Below are 12,998 nucleotides of genomic sequence, written 5' to 3' on the forward strand. Positions count from 1 at the left end.
TTTTAAATTAATTGGCTTCATTATCAAAAGCTTCTTGTCATTACGCATCAGATATATCCTGATTCATGATGTGAAAAAAGCACAAAAAAGGACAGAGAAAGCCCGTTTGAGCTTTTTCTCTGTCCTGAAACCTGAAAGTTTACCTATGTAATAGGTTTTCCCCTTTGGTGGCCGTCCCAAAACGGGCGGCGCTCTCCAGAGTTGCGTCCAATAAGAGTTCTTTTGCCTGAGAGATTCACTGCTAAGTTTGCTCCTTCGGCGCTACATCCGTAGTCTCTCCCCTTATCTTCACCCGCATATAAATGGTCTACCAATGAAAGGAAGCGAATAAGCCACCAAACATCGGTAAAACCCCTGAGCATCGTGGAATGCATTCTCTGCCAATTCTCCTGAAACCTCAGAAACCGTTTGATTGGTCTCCTTCAGTAATCTTGGATAAATTAGAAGTCTATAGCCCATACTAAGAAAACGCGAACTGCAAAATCGATGTACAAAGATTCTTTGTAGCGTTGGGAAATTGGAATTTTCTAAATATACTTATATCCTACCCTAAGAAACTTATCTCTGCAATATCTTTTGAAGAGAAATATTTTTATTACTTCACATATGAAATGTTCGGGTTTTGACCTTTTATTAAGGAAAATATGATTTAAGAGGGAGTTATTTCTATGAAAATCAATATATCCTTTAATTCTGAATGGAATGACGAGTTTCTGCAAAAGATGGAAAATGACGGTCCATGGGGAAACTGGGAGCTTTATAAGCTCGCGGTTCAAATGGAGGAAAATCTTATCATCCCTGATTTTGAAGGTTTACAGGCGCCCAAGCACCTTCCGCAGTTAACCCCGCTTCCCCATCAATTGGAAGCAGCCAAGCAAGTGGTGGAAAAGATGAATGGAAAAGCCATTTTAGCTGATGAGGTAGGGCTCGGAAAAACAATTGAAGCTGGATTGATCCTAAAAGAGTATATGATTAGGGGCCTTGTAAAAAAAGTTTTGATCCTTGTTCCGGCTTCCCTTGTCACACAATGGGCTTTTGAATTGAACACCAAGTTTCATATACCGGCAGTCGTTCAGAGAAAAAGCTATGTTTGGGACTCCTGTGATGTGGTCATTTCATCCATTGATACAGCGAAACGAGCTCCACATCGAGATATCATTTTCAAGCAGGAATACGACTTCATCATTATTGATGAAGCTCATAAACTTAAAAATAATAAGACGAAGAACTATGAATTCGTCCAAAATCTGAAAAAGAAATTTTGTTTACTCCTGACAGCCACTCCGATTCAAAATAAAGTCGAGGAAATTTTCCACCTCGTTTCGTTATTGAAACCAGGCCACTTGGGAAATGCCTCACTTTTTTCAGAAAAGTATAAAGGGAAAGGCCGGAACATTATTGAAGATGAACACCTAAAGGAACTTGTCAACACTGTCATGATTCGAAACCGGCGGGCCGATACTGGCATTGAATGGACAAAACGGCATGTGGAGACCATCACCATTGAATTTTCTCCAACGGAACAAGCATTGTACGATGCTGTTTCCAAATTCAAACCTATTTCGGATGGTTCTAAAGGAAGCGCCTTTTCGGCTCTCACTCTCCAAAGGGAAGCATGCAGCAGCAGAGAGGCGGTCTTTTATACATTAAAGAATATGAAAAATAAATATGATCAGCCTTCCCCTGACTTTTTAGCAAAGCTTGATGATTTATTTTCTAAAGTGAATGAAACGGTTCAGAACTCAAAGGCTGAAAAAGCTTTGGAACTGATCAAGAAAATTGATGATAAAGTCATTATCTTTACCGAATACCGGGCGACTCAGCTATATCTACAATGGTACCTACAGCAGAATGGAATTTCTTCAGTTCCTTTCCGAGGCGGTTTTAAGCGCGGAAAGAAAGACTGGATGCGAGAATTATTCCAAAAAAATATACAGGTATTGATTGCAACAGAAGCTGGCGGGGAAGGGATAAACCTTCAGTTTTGCCATCACTTGATTAATTTTGACCTGCCATGGAACCCGATGAGGCTCGAACAGAGAATCGGACGGATACACCGCCTTGGTCAGGAAGAAGATGTGATGATTTATAACTTTGCCACGAAAAATACAGTGGAAGAACATATTCTGAAGTTACTATATGAAAAAATAAATTTATTCGAGAAAGTAATCGGCGAATTGGATGATATTCTAACCAAACTGGATATTAACAACATTGAAGAATATTTGATTGATGTAGTCGGTGAATCCAAAACAGAGGGCGAAATGAAAATCAAGATGGATAATTTTTCATCGTTAATCCAATTCGCCCAATCAATGAAGGAAGGTGAGGTTCATGCAGCAACGGGAAATTCATGATTTTTTAATAACTTACTTTAAAGCCAATGATTGTGAAATACTGGATAATGCACCAACCCACCTTACAGTGCAATTGACGATTGATATGGATAAAGAATTAATGAACAGACCCTTTTATTGGCATTATCTAGAAAAAACAGGCGGCGTTCCAAACCCAGCACAGATGACTTTGATTACCGATCCAGAACTAGCTCCATCCGATTTAAAGGGAGAAATGATTCATTTTGGCTCCCCTCGCCTTCACCAGATTATTCAATCTACCAAAAAGCTGGCAGGATATACTAGACTTTTTGAGGATACCCCTCCATCAAAAGGGGGAAATAATCCTTTGTTTCCTTGGCTGACCCTGAATGTGAAAATATCCTATCAATGCGATCGTAAAAAGGATACCTTCATGTCGATCGGTTTGAATTTAATCTCAGGTGAGATCATGGAAAGGTTTCACCATCGGGTTTTACCGATAAAGGTCACCCCCAAAATACCGGATTACTCCTTTACGCTTTCACCGCTCATCATGCCCAAGAGCGGATTGGCAAGACTGGATACATACATCAGGACCAGTTTCGAGGATGATGACCATTCCTGGGCAGAGGAAGCAATGCTTCGCTGGCAGAATGACTTGAATTTATTGGAGCATTTTTACAAGGATATGGAAGAAAAAAGTGAGAGCTATTTTACTGAAAAAGATGCCTTAAAAGCTCAATATGAACCCAACATCCGAATATCCATCATCAACGGAGGGTTATTTTACCTTTCTGATAGGGCATTGGGATAAGTAAGAACAATAAAAAAACAGATGCCCTAAATTCAGGACATCTGTTTTATTTTTTGATATTTTTCCTTACGAACATCGACAAAGCAAAAGGGACAATGCCAAACCAATGGGACATACCATGATTTTTATCCTCTTTTCTGTGACGGCGCTTTTCTTTTCGTTCTTTTTTCGTCAGATTAAAATACTCGACAAGCTGCTGAGTCAGATATTTAATATAAGCGTTTGTAGACATATAAAATAATCACCCTATGCAAAGTATGCCCCGTTTACGCAGCTTTTATTCCTTTGCTTGTTCCCTGAACACGTGTACCTGACTTAAAAGAATGTTGATTTTGCGTATTAAACAGCCTGCTTTTCCAACCATTCTTTCACTTTCCCAGCTTCTTTATCGTATTGAATGATGACCCTTCCCTCGCGGTCATTTTTAGTCGTGGAAGAGAACTCGATATAGACATAAGGACCTTCTTCTTTCATTACGGAATACCGCACCACACCATTAGGGTATGAAATTTCCCCCTGGATGATTTTTGGGATCTCTTCGCCCCACTCTGCCGTCACATCCTTGATCGCTAAATGGACAAGATGGTCGGCCACAAGCGATTCTTCCACTTCTTTATAAAATTTTTTATCAATGATAAACTGATCGATCATTAGTATTGTGAACATGATGAAAACACTCGCTACAATCATGACCATCGGGAAAACGACTCCTTTTTGATTATTCATCGACTTTCGTGACATTCCTAAAGAAAGGATGAAATCTTCGACTGAAAGTAGTCCCTGCTTTATCCGTTATATTTATAACAATGACACTGCCATCCTTCTCAACCCGGAATTTCGAAATGTTCTGTAAGATGACCTCATGCCCCATACCATTCACTCGTCTTCGGACCTTATCTTCATATTGTTCAAACGATGATAATTGTTCATCTGAAAGCATCAAATATAATTTATTTCCCATTACATCCTGAGCTTTGGAACTCCGGACCTCCTGCTTCATTTGCATGGTAACGACCTCCCACTCTTTAGGATGCAATTTATCAACGGACCCCATCTGGGTGTGAATGATTGAAAAAAGCTGTAGAACAAAAAGGGACGTCGTCATTAATATCATTAAAGAAAAAAGCATTTCGATCATCGTAAAGCCATCATTTTTTCGCAGCATCACAAATGGATTCAAGATTACCCGATTCATCTTCATAACGTACACACCCTTCAATCATCCCCGGGAAATCCCCATTGTCCTTCCAAACCAATTCATAGGATCTTCTTTTGTAAATGATTTCCTGACCAATTGCTTGTATTTCCCCATCCATGAACGCCGTCAATCTTTCATATAATAAATGGTGGGCTTCCGTCCTTACGGCAATATCATTCCGATGCGTCATTAACTCTTCAAGAATCGGTAAAATGGCAAGTACAAGGAAAATACAAATGGAAAATGCGGCCATCAGCTCAAGGTAAACGTAACCTTTACAATTTCTCAATCCTGAACCTCCCTTTACCGATATTGAGGACCAATTTGTACATTCCTTTTGACGTGTCAATCATAATCGTTCCGGCTTTTGAAGCATTTCCATACTGATTAAAATGGAAGCTAAACCCCAAAGTGCCACTTAAAAACTGAATATCCTTTGGTATGCTCCTCTCTAGAACGATTCCTTCCTTATAAGATGACACGGTATAAACCTTTTTGGCATTATTAATATGAAGGTAGATCAAGCTCTCATGACTGATGGCATACTGCTGTGCATAGAAGATATCTTCATGGAATTGAGAAAGAAATAGCCTATTTTCCATGCCTTTAGTGAAGCTAGGATATAGATTAGGACCGATGGAAATCAGTAGTACAAAAATAACGAGGACAATAAGGGTTTCAGATAATGTATACCCCCCATTGGACTGCCGTATATTCACTTCTCTCCTACTCAACGACCGTTATCTTTCCTTTACTATCCAAACTAATATCATCCCCATTAGGACAGGATGTCTGTTTGAGATAGCCTTGACTTTCCAATTCACCGATACTTCCGGGCAGTTTAGCATTATCAATCTCATAAGCCTGTACCTGTGCTTGGGCCATCTTCACGAATGCTTCACAACCTTTGGACTGAATCGTAGATTGGTTCTTTGTGATATTGGGGATTGTTATAATCAAAAGGATGGAAATTACCAGTAAAACAATAAGCATTTCAATTAGTGTAAACCCACGTTCATTCATCACGTTCTTCAACATATCCATCATGCTCCTGAACCACCTGAATACTAGATGGCTTCGAGCATTTTCACCTCCGGAATACAATAATAAAATCCTATATACTTTCGAGCAGTGAGAACATCGGCAGCAAAACCGCTAAATAAATGGACACGATCAACAGACCTATCAGTGAAAACATGAGAGGCTGAATGATTTTTAAGATTGCATTCATTCTCTCTTCAATTTTCTCCAGTATAAAACGACTGTAATGAAGTAGCTCCGCATCAAGTCTGCCATATTTTTGACCATTTGCAGCGACCACCGGCAAATTACCATCGAAATATGGAAGCTCCCGAAAAATCAATTCAAGTGATCTGCCCTCAATCAGATCATCCTTAATGATATTGCATAGTTTTTGGTAAAAGGGCTGCTGTTGGTTTATCGAGAATAATTTAATGCTATCGTTAATCGATAGCCCTCCGGAGAGTAAGCCACTTAATTGGCTTGCAAAAAAATAAGTTTCGTATAATTTGATGAAGTTCCCGAATATCGGAATTCTCATCAAAATCCTCCGCTGCCTTAATGGGCACAATCCGTTAAACCAAAATCGTTTGAGTACATACAAGAATAGGAGCAATCCGAGTAAAAAGAAGGGGAGTGCTGGAAGAAAGAATGTGGAAGCTGATATTAATCTCAAGAGTGTATGCTGATCGACATCCATCGTGAAATAGATTGTCTGGAATTTAGGAAGGAGAACACTCTGAAGAATATAAAAAACAATACCTACAAAAAAGACTAAGAACACGGGATACACCATTAACTTTTTTACTTTATCCATATCCTCGGTTCTTTTCTTCCAATATCGCCCTCCTTCCACCAACGCCCGTTCCAGGTCGCCGTATTGTTCTCCATAAAATATATAACTTACAAGCTGCGGATGAAAATTCAGATGGGTCAGCACCAAGTGCAGCGGGAAACCGTTCCTTAAATCGGCTTTAGCCTGAGTGAAGTCTTCCGCTTTCTTCTTTGATTCCTGAAATTCAAGAAAATGCAGAGCCTCCGCCAAGGGATAACCATGCTTCAATAATTCACCTAGCTTCGAAATAAAAACCGCCTGCTCTTTTACCCTCCATTTACTTTTTGGTTTCATGGTATACCAGCCGTTCATATTCCTCTGAATCCACATAGCCCATCGCAACCGCTTTTCCAATTTCATCCTTCAATTGGCGGTAGCTGACCGTTGCCATTCCTTTTTCATCTCCCATTATCCTGAGAACCTCAGCCAGGCTTTTTCCATAGAGCAATTCATATACACTGGCCCTTTTATTCCTGGCAGTCATCTTGCAAGCAAAAGTACAGTCCCCTTTACATGGAAGACATCGCAATTCAACCAGCCGCTGTGCTGTCACGCCAATCAAGCTCTGTTCAATCTCAAGCAAGCTGACACCAAATTCCAGTAACCTGGAGATGGCGCCCTTGGCATCCCTTGTATGCATGGTTGTAAGTATCAAATGACCGGTTAATGCGGCACGCACTGCAATTTTGGCAGTTTCTGCATCCCTGACTTCCCCAACCATGATCACGTCGGGGTCATGCCTCAGGACAGCTTTTAGACCGACAGAATACGTAATGCCCGCCTTTTCATTGATTTGGACTTGCAGTACCTTTTCGGATACATTTTCAATGGGATCTTCAAGTGTAATGATATTTCGATTGATCATTTCGTAGGCATGGTGAAGCAGGGAATATAATGTCGTGGTTTTTCCACTGCCAGTCGGACCTGTAAATATGAGCATGCCATGGGAATGCTTCAGGAGTGCAATCAATTTTTGGACGGTATTTGGAAATAAGGATAACTGTTCGAGAGGAAGGATATTCTGTTGGGGTATTAAGCGGATGACCAAACTTTCGAGATGGGCAGTGGGTAAAGTGGAAAGGCGGAGCCCGACAACCTGGTTAGCCAAATTAATGGTGAGGGCACCACTCTGGGGCCTCCTTTTCTCCCCTATATCCATCGAGGCAAGGAACTTCAAATGAGCGATCAGCCTTTCAGCTTCAAAGAATGATAATGTTTCCTGGGGTACAAGCTTATTGTCTATCCTGAATTGGATGAGAGGTCCCTCCCTCCGAAAAAAAATGTGGATATCCGATGCAGATTCCTGAATGGCACGGGTTAATATTTTTTCTGCGGTCTTTTCAATCGATATCAATTCATTCATCACCTCCTATATTTCTTGTTGTAAGGATTCGACAATCCACGACAAATTCCTGCTCAGAATAAAAAAAATTCCCGAAAAGAGCTTCGAGAATCATCTTACATGCTCACTTTCAATTCAAGCCTTTGGGAAACCAAATTTCTTAAAGCGTCTACATTATGACCTATCACCAGCTTTTCCCCGTCCATTAGGATGGGTCTTCTTAATAACTTCGGTTCTTTTGTTAATAATTGGATGACATCAGAAAGCATCATTTCGTCAATATTAACTTGTAAGTCTTTGTAAGCTTCACTTCTTGTTGCCAAGACTTCATCAAGTCCTTCCGTTGTCAATTCAAGTATTCTTTTTAACTCTGCTGCAGTTGGAGTTTCTCTGAATAAATGCCGTTCATCGAAGGAAACATGATTGGCCCTTAACCATTTTTTTGTTTTTCGGCAAGATGTACAACTTGGGTACGAAAAGAAAGTTAACTGTGCCATACTAATCACTCCCCGTTCACATTTTGTATACAATTATAATATATATAATGATTGTATAACATTTGTACAATTGATGTATATTTTTTTGCATTATAAAACAGTTTAAATTGTGAACTTTTTTTAAACTAAAGTGAGTTAGCGCTTTCTATTATTCCATTTTTTTCTGCCTGCATTATAATGAACATAGGTAAACTATGGAATACAGGAGGGTGTAATGGAACAAACGTTAAAAATAACAAACGTGTTAGCAGATCCCACCAGATATTATATATATCAGCATATTGTGAAAAACCATGGCGATGTTTCGGTACAGCAAATTGCCGATTCTTTTAACATCCATCCAAATGTTGCACGTTTACATTTGTCAAAACTTGAAGATATCGAAATGTTGACCTCGGATGCCCGAAGGACGGGTAAAGGCGGTCGCCCGAGCCGGCTTTATCGATTATCCGATAAAGTCATTCAGCTTCATTTTCCACATAGGAACTATCAGCTGCTTTCCAGGATTGCAATTCAGACGATGATGACATTAGGGGAACATGGAAAACAGGCTCTTTATGAAACGGGAAAAGGCTACGGGGAGGAACTGATAAAGCAGCAACTAGCCCTGAACTCGAAGTCGATCGATCGAATTGCTTTTGAGGAAAAAGTCAGCATGCTTAAAAATGCGGCTACCATAGCAGGGTTATCTCCTGAAATACAAGCAAGCGAAGAAGAAAATAAAATATACTTTCGTATCTTCAATTGCCCGTTTAAGGAAGTTACTGAAGTGGAGCCAGGGACAATCTGCTCCATGCATAATTCATTTTTAGAAGGTATGTTCGAAGCCTTGTTTGATAATGTCAATATTGTGGAATTAGAAAACATGATGTCCAATTGTACAGCATGCTCATACCAGGCTTCGGTTCTCACATAGAAACAAAAGGCATCCTTTACATTACCTTACAATTTCATTTATAATTATTTAGAATGTACACGACTAGACATAAGGAGGGATTCGGATGGAACGCATGTTCAGAGTATGTGGATTTTGGACAGGAATTATGGCAATTTTCTTTTATCTTGGCCATATGCATCAAACGTCTTTGCTTTTCTTTGCACAAACGATCTTTTTTGTTCTTTTAAGTTATTTGAAATTATCTGAGCGCATGTATATTTATGTTTTCGGCGCCTATCTTACCGTTTTCTTTGCAGGATTTTCCTACTGGAGCGTATTTATGATGACTCCTGGTACTGCGCATTAAGAACAAGCAATATTACATAACCCATGAATTTTGATTCATGGGTTTTTTACTTGTCACCATTCAGGAAAGATCCTTACATCGTCTGCTAAATTCTTCGATTGAAGCAACACTTTGAAATGTTCACTAAATCCCCCTGGAACGATTAGCCCGCGAATTGCACGATTACGCTTCGCCGTTTTCGAGAATGGATCAGTTCCTTGATGGTCCCTCAATTCCTCTAATATTCCTGCCTTAAGCAAGAATTCATTTTGAAGAAAAAGCCCATGATTGGAAAGATCCTTTCTTTTTCCAATCTCGATTAATGTGTCAAAATGGATATGTGTCGTCAAATCCATATCACCAGGATACATAAGTGGATCTTTAATCATTTGGTGCTCATAATAGCCCCTCAAGCTCCCTTGAAGATGAGCTGGCTCCTTCCATTCCCTTTCGGTATAGCCATAATCAATTGTAAGGAGTATACCCGATTCGATACAGGAAACGATCTTCTCATATTCACGGATCATTTTTAACGGAACTTCATATCGTTGTCTTTCATTTAAGGTGATAGTTCGTTCTGTAAGGTAAGATAGAATGTCAGGGTTGTCCAAAGGTTCCCTCATCTCTACAAAATCTCCTTCCTTTTCAGTGACGAAAACCTCTACGAGGGCTCCCTTATACTTTTCGATCACATGTACAGGCAACGCGTCGAAAAGTTCATTTGAAAAGAGGATACCATTTACCTTCGTCCATTTTTCCAAACTGGCAGCAGAAACTGCCTGTTTGAACATCCCTATACGTTCTTGCTGAAGCCTTCTATGAAATGGACTTTCATCCACAAGGATATAAGTCAAAGAGTCCCATATCTGCGGTTCCAATTCCTTCATGGAAACGAGGATATCATAAGCGAGCTTACCATCACCTGCGCCGACCTCGATGATTTTTGGTGAAACTCCGCAGCTTTTTATTAAATAAACGAACCATCTGGCCAGAGATCTCCCAAATGCATCCCCAACATTGCCAGACGTATAAAAATCCCCTCTGGAGCCAATCTTCTTTTTTTCGCGTACATAGTAACCTATATTGGGCGCATATAAAACAGCTTCCATATAGTCATGATAGGAAATTCTTTTTTGGGGGCTTCCTGCAATCAATTCCTTTAAGTGATTTTTCAACACAATGCCTCCGTCTCCATGATCTTCAATCATATGAAAATTAAATGTTCCTTTTCTTTACAAAACACATAAGTTCACAAAATGTTCAATTTTTTCATCTTCATAAGCGTGCCATCATTACAAAATGAATGTTTTCGACAAATCTTAGTTCAGAGCTGAATCAAAGTCATGCACACAAGGCAAGGCCCCGGTTTTTATATTCAGTATAGTTCTGGAAATGACCCATTTCAATATTTTTACATAATTAAGAACTTTAAAAAAACAGGTGCCATACGGCACCTGCAAAGGTCATTATCTCAAAAACGGATTAGTATTCTTTTCATCCAGAATGGTCGTGACAGGCCCATGACCAGGAAATACGATCGTATCATCAGAAAGTGACAGCAGCTTCGTTTCAATGCTATTTAACAGCACTGCCTCGCTTCCGCCTATTAAATCGGTTCTGCCTACGCTTCCTTGGAACAAGACGTCCCCTGAAAATAGGAGCCGTTGCTCCTTGGCATAATACGAAACGCTCCCTGGTGAGTGTCCGGGAGTTTCGAATACTTCGAAAGTGAATCCCCCAATAGTAAGTTCTTGCTCATTTGCCAGGAAGTGATCTGCAGGCTTCATGCGCATTGGATTTTCAGGGAACCAGTTTTGAGAACCATTCAATGCGGGATCAAGTAGCCACTTGGCCTCTTTTTCATGAATATATGCAGGTATCCCATAATGTTCCCGAATAGCATCAAGAGCACCGATATGGTCAAAATGTGCATGTGTCAATAAAATCGCCAAAGGCTTTAAATTTTTTGTTTGTATGTACTGTATGATTTTCTGCGGCTCTTCACCCGGATCGAAAATGATGCAATCCTGTCCATCGGAAACTACATAACAATTCGTTTGCAGCGGGCCTAGAGGTATTTGTGTCCATTTCATTTCCATCAGCTCCAATATGATTTTCTATCTTCATCTTACACTAATTAGGCTGCTAATGTTAATCCAGTTTACTCAAGTCATAGAAGTGTCACCTATTAAACCTCGACAAATAATTGAAAAAATATTAAGATATTAACAAATGCAATCTTTTCTACATATTTTTGGTAGTTGCTTTATTCTCTGGGTATATTATTAGGGATTAAGTATTCATTACGAAAAGGGGGTTTTGACATGATATTAATGGTAGTTTTCGGTCTTGTGGCTATATTAGGAGTAGTAGCTGTGTTTACCTCATTAAAAAAGAGAAACTTCTTAGGATTCATTTTTGCTGCCGGCAGTGCAGTCGTGTTTGGCTGGTTCACTGTCATGACTGTCATCAACAGCGGTTTTCCAGTTGCCCATTGAAGAAAAAAGCTCGCCATCCGGCGAGCTTTTGTTTTAGGTCATCATGTTTGTTTGAACAATCTTTGTATTTGATGGGTTTTCATATCAATGATTTTCTCAAATTGATATCCATATAAGCAGAAGTTGCCATCAAGCGAACAGCTTAATGGTTCATTTTCCATGTCCTTCATCAATTCTTCTTGTGTGCCTTTTTCCCAATTAAATTTAGTTAAGGTAAACCTTCCCTTATATTGGTCCGCATCTTTTGATTCATTAGGAATAAACGTTATCAATTCCTTGTCTTTTTCAATGAAATCATAGGATGGAATCACCCAATCTGAAAAGCTTTTCAATAGTGGTACGGAAAAAGAATGGATCGGCTTGTTTGATGGATCATAAAATGCATATGTACCCCGATCTTGATTTTCTGTCTCCACTTGAATCGTCATCAGCGCTTGTTTCATTTTTTTAAAGTGAATGACATCGAGCATAAGGCTTTCCGTTCCATCCCCATTAAGCGCTTTTCTTTCTAGGGGTGCCGTCAAAGCAGGTTCTTCCCTGTCCCAATCGAGAAACATCAAATCTTTTTCACTTGCCCATTGAGCAAAGGGCTGTGGAAAGTCCAGAGTTTCCATTGTTTGTTCATCTGGATTCAACACATAACTGTTGTATGTCCAATCTTCATAAAAACTCGATAAAAACAACCGGCCATCTTTAAATGAATTCCACTCATAAGCTAATTCATAGGCTGGGATCGCCACGGAATACAGTGGATTTCCCGTTTTATCGAGTATTGTGATGGATGCTTTACCCGAAGAGGTGAAGGACGATAACAAAACATGCGTACCAGACGGACTGATCGATACTTCAGAGAACTCAAAAGCCGGCTGATAGAAAACGGAAGTATCATTCGTTTCCAAATTCCATGCCATCAGCTGGGATAATTCATTACCATCCCGCTTCACAGAATATAAAATGGTTTTGGAATCCAGCCATCCAACAATGGCTTCGATTTTATCCGTTTCTGCAGTCGGGACCTTTAAATTGCTTACTGAAGTTTCAAGGTTTGATTGGGAGTGTTCTTTTTCCGTATCATTTACGGGTTTACTAAGGTCCTTGGAAGGCTCACAAGCCGAGATAAGAAGGATAGTGGAGATAAATAATGGGATGATACACAACATCTTACAAATGGAAAGCCGCATACAAAGTGCTGCTTTGGATACTTTAATCTCCACACACCTCCCTCTTCAAAACTAAAACGCCTGGCATATGTG

17 protein-coding genes and 2 riboswitches are annotated in these 12,998 nt (G+C 39.8%); of the genes, 5 read left to right on the forward strand and 12 right to left on the reverse strand.

What is annotated here, in order from left to right; all coding sequences use genetic code 11:
* Positions 1–117: 117 nt before the first annotated feature.
* Positions 118–201, reverse strand: a riboswitch (glycine riboswitch).
* Positions 202–204: 3 nt separating this feature from the next.
* A riboswitch (glycine riboswitch) is annotated at positions 205–292 on the reverse strand.
* Positions 293–668: 376 nt separating this feature from the next.
* Positions 669–2,357: a DEAD/DEAH box helicase gene (locus ACIROD_RS04805; RefSeq protein WP_101222549.1), complete on the forward strand. Its 1,689-nt coding sequence runs from the start codon at positions 669–671 to the stop codon at positions 2,355–2,357.
* The gene (locus ACIROD_RS04810; protein WP_402938385.1) at positions 2,335–3,132 is read left to right on the forward strand and encodes a YqhG family protein; all 798 of its coding nucleotides are present in this window, start codon (positions 2,335–2,337) and stop codon (positions 3,130–3,132) included. Before ACIROD_RS04805 ends, ACIROD_RS04810 begins: the two co-directional genes overlap by 23 nt.
* A gap of 46 nt (positions 3,133–3,178) precedes the next feature.
* Here ACIROD_RS04810 and ACIROD_RS04815 read toward each other — a convergent pair whose 3' ends face one another.
* From ACIROD_RS04815 to ACIROD_RS04855, 9 genes are all read right to left on the reverse strand, one after another.
* Entirely contained in the window at positions 3,179–3,364 is a 186-nt protein-coding gene (locus ACIROD_RS04815) for a YqzE family protein (RefSeq protein ID WP_063233067.1), read from the reverse strand.
* 107 nt (positions 3,365–3,471) lie between these two features.
* Positions 3,472–3,858, reverse strand: coding sequence for a competence type IV pilus minor pilin ComGG (gene comGG, locus ACIROD_RS04820; RefSeq protein ID WP_230177009.1), 387 nt, complete (start codon positions 3,856–3,858; stop codon positions 3,472–3,474).
* Positions 3,851–4,333 (reverse strand): competence type IV pilus minor pilin ComGF, encoded by a 483-nt coding sequence (gene comGF / locus ACIROD_RS04825; RefSeq protein WP_402938388.1) that lies wholly within the window; start codon positions 4,331–4,333, stop codon positions 3,851–3,853. Before comGF ends, comGG begins: the two co-directional genes overlap by 8 nt.
* On the reverse strand, positions 4,281–4,619 hold the full coding sequence (locus ACIROD_RS04830) for a hypothetical protein (protein ID WP_402938391.1): 339 nt from the start codon (positions 4,617–4,619) through the stop codon (positions 4,281–4,283). Before ACIROD_RS04830 ends, comGF begins: the two co-directional genes overlap by 53 nt.
* Positions 4,606–5,049, reverse strand: coding sequence for a competence type IV pilus minor pilin ComGD (gene comGD / locus ACIROD_RS04835; RefSeq protein ID WP_101222554.1), 444 nt, complete (start codon positions 5,047–5,049; stop codon positions 4,606–4,608). The genes ACIROD_RS04830 and comGD overlap by 14 nt, the downstream gene beginning before the upstream one ends.
* Positions 5,050–5,056: 7 nt before the next feature.
* Complete coding sequence (comGC, locus tag ACIROD_RS04840) at positions 5,057–5,368, reverse strand: competence type IV pilus major pilin ComGC (protein WP_290370120.1); 312 nt, start codon at positions 5,366–5,368, stop codon at positions 5,057–5,059.
* A 76-nt stretch (positions 5,369–5,444) separates the two neighbouring features.
* The gene (gene comGB / locus ACIROD_RS04845; protein WP_402938394.1) at positions 5,445–6,479 is read right to left on the reverse strand and encodes a competence type IV pilus assembly protein ComGB; all 1,035 of its coding nucleotides are present in this window, start codon (positions 6,477–6,479) and stop codon (positions 5,445–5,447) included.
* On the reverse strand, positions 6,463–7,548 hold the full coding sequence (comGA, locus tag ACIROD_RS04850; protein WP_402938397.1) for a competence type IV pilus ATPase ComGA: 1,086 nt from the start codon (positions 7,546–7,548) through the stop codon (positions 6,463–6,465). Before comGA ends, comGB begins: the two co-directional genes overlap by 17 nt.
* Before the next feature lie 95 nt (positions 7,549–7,643).
* Complete coding sequence (locus tag ACIROD_RS04855) at positions 7,644–8,024, reverse strand: Spx/MgsR family RNA polymerase-binding regulatory protein (protein WP_101222556.1); 381 nt, start codon at positions 8,022–8,024, stop codon at positions 7,644–7,646.
* A gap of 214 nt (positions 8,025–8,238) precedes the next feature.
* Between ACIROD_RS04855 and ACIROD_RS04860 the strand changes: the two genes are divergently transcribed.
* Positions 8,239–8,940, forward strand: a complete 702-nt coding sequence (locus ACIROD_RS04860; RefSeq protein ID WP_402938400.1) for a helix-turn-helix transcriptional regulator — start codon at positions 8,239–8,241, stop codon at positions 8,938–8,940.
* An 85-nt stretch (positions 8,941–9,025) separates the two neighbouring features.
* Positions 9,026–9,268: a DUF2626 domain-containing protein gene (locus ACIROD_RS04865; protein WP_076365317.1), complete on the forward strand. Its 243-nt coding sequence runs from the start codon at positions 9,026–9,028 to the stop codon at positions 9,266–9,268.
* A 53-nt stretch (positions 9,269–9,321) separates the two neighbouring features.
* On the opposite strand, the gene ACIROD_RS04870 is transcribed toward ACIROD_RS04865, so the two are convergent.
* Both ACIROD_RS04870 and ACIROD_RS04875 read right to left on the reverse strand, forming a co-directional pair.
* Positions 9,322–10,422, reverse strand: coding sequence for a class I SAM-dependent methyltransferase (locus tag ACIROD_RS04870; RefSeq protein WP_402938403.1), 1,101 nt, complete (start codon positions 10,420–10,422; stop codon positions 9,322–9,324).
* A 291-nt stretch (positions 10,423–10,713) separates the two neighbouring features.
* Complete coding sequence (locus ACIROD_RS04875; protein ID WP_101222559.1) at positions 10,714–11,340, reverse strand: MBL fold metallo-hydrolase; 627 nt, start codon at positions 11,338–11,340, stop codon at positions 10,714–10,716.
* A 231-nt stretch (positions 11,341–11,571) separates the two neighbouring features.
* On the opposite strand from ACIROD_RS04875, the gene ACIROD_RS04880 reads away from it, so the two are divergent.
* Positions 11,572–11,745 carry a DUF2759 domain-containing protein gene (locus ACIROD_RS04880; RefSeq protein WP_101222560.1) on the forward strand — a complete coding sequence of 58 codons (174 nt, stop codon included), beginning with the start codon at positions 11,572–11,574 and terminating at the stop codon, positions 11,743–11,745.
* Between the two features lie 41 nt (positions 11,746–11,786).
* On the opposite strand, the gene ACIROD_RS04885 is transcribed toward ACIROD_RS04880, so the two are convergent.
* A complete protein-coding gene (locus ACIROD_RS04885) occupies positions 11,787–12,959 on the reverse strand; it encodes a YqgU-like beta propeller domain-containing protein (protein ID WP_402938406.1) in 1,173 nt (390 codons plus the stop codon).
* Positions 12,960–12,998 lie beyond the last annotated feature (39 nt).

This window comes from Peribacillus sp. NPDC101481, from assembly GCF_044767165.1.
Lineage (GTDB): Bacteria > Bacillota > Bacilli > Bacillales > DSM-1321 > Peribacillus.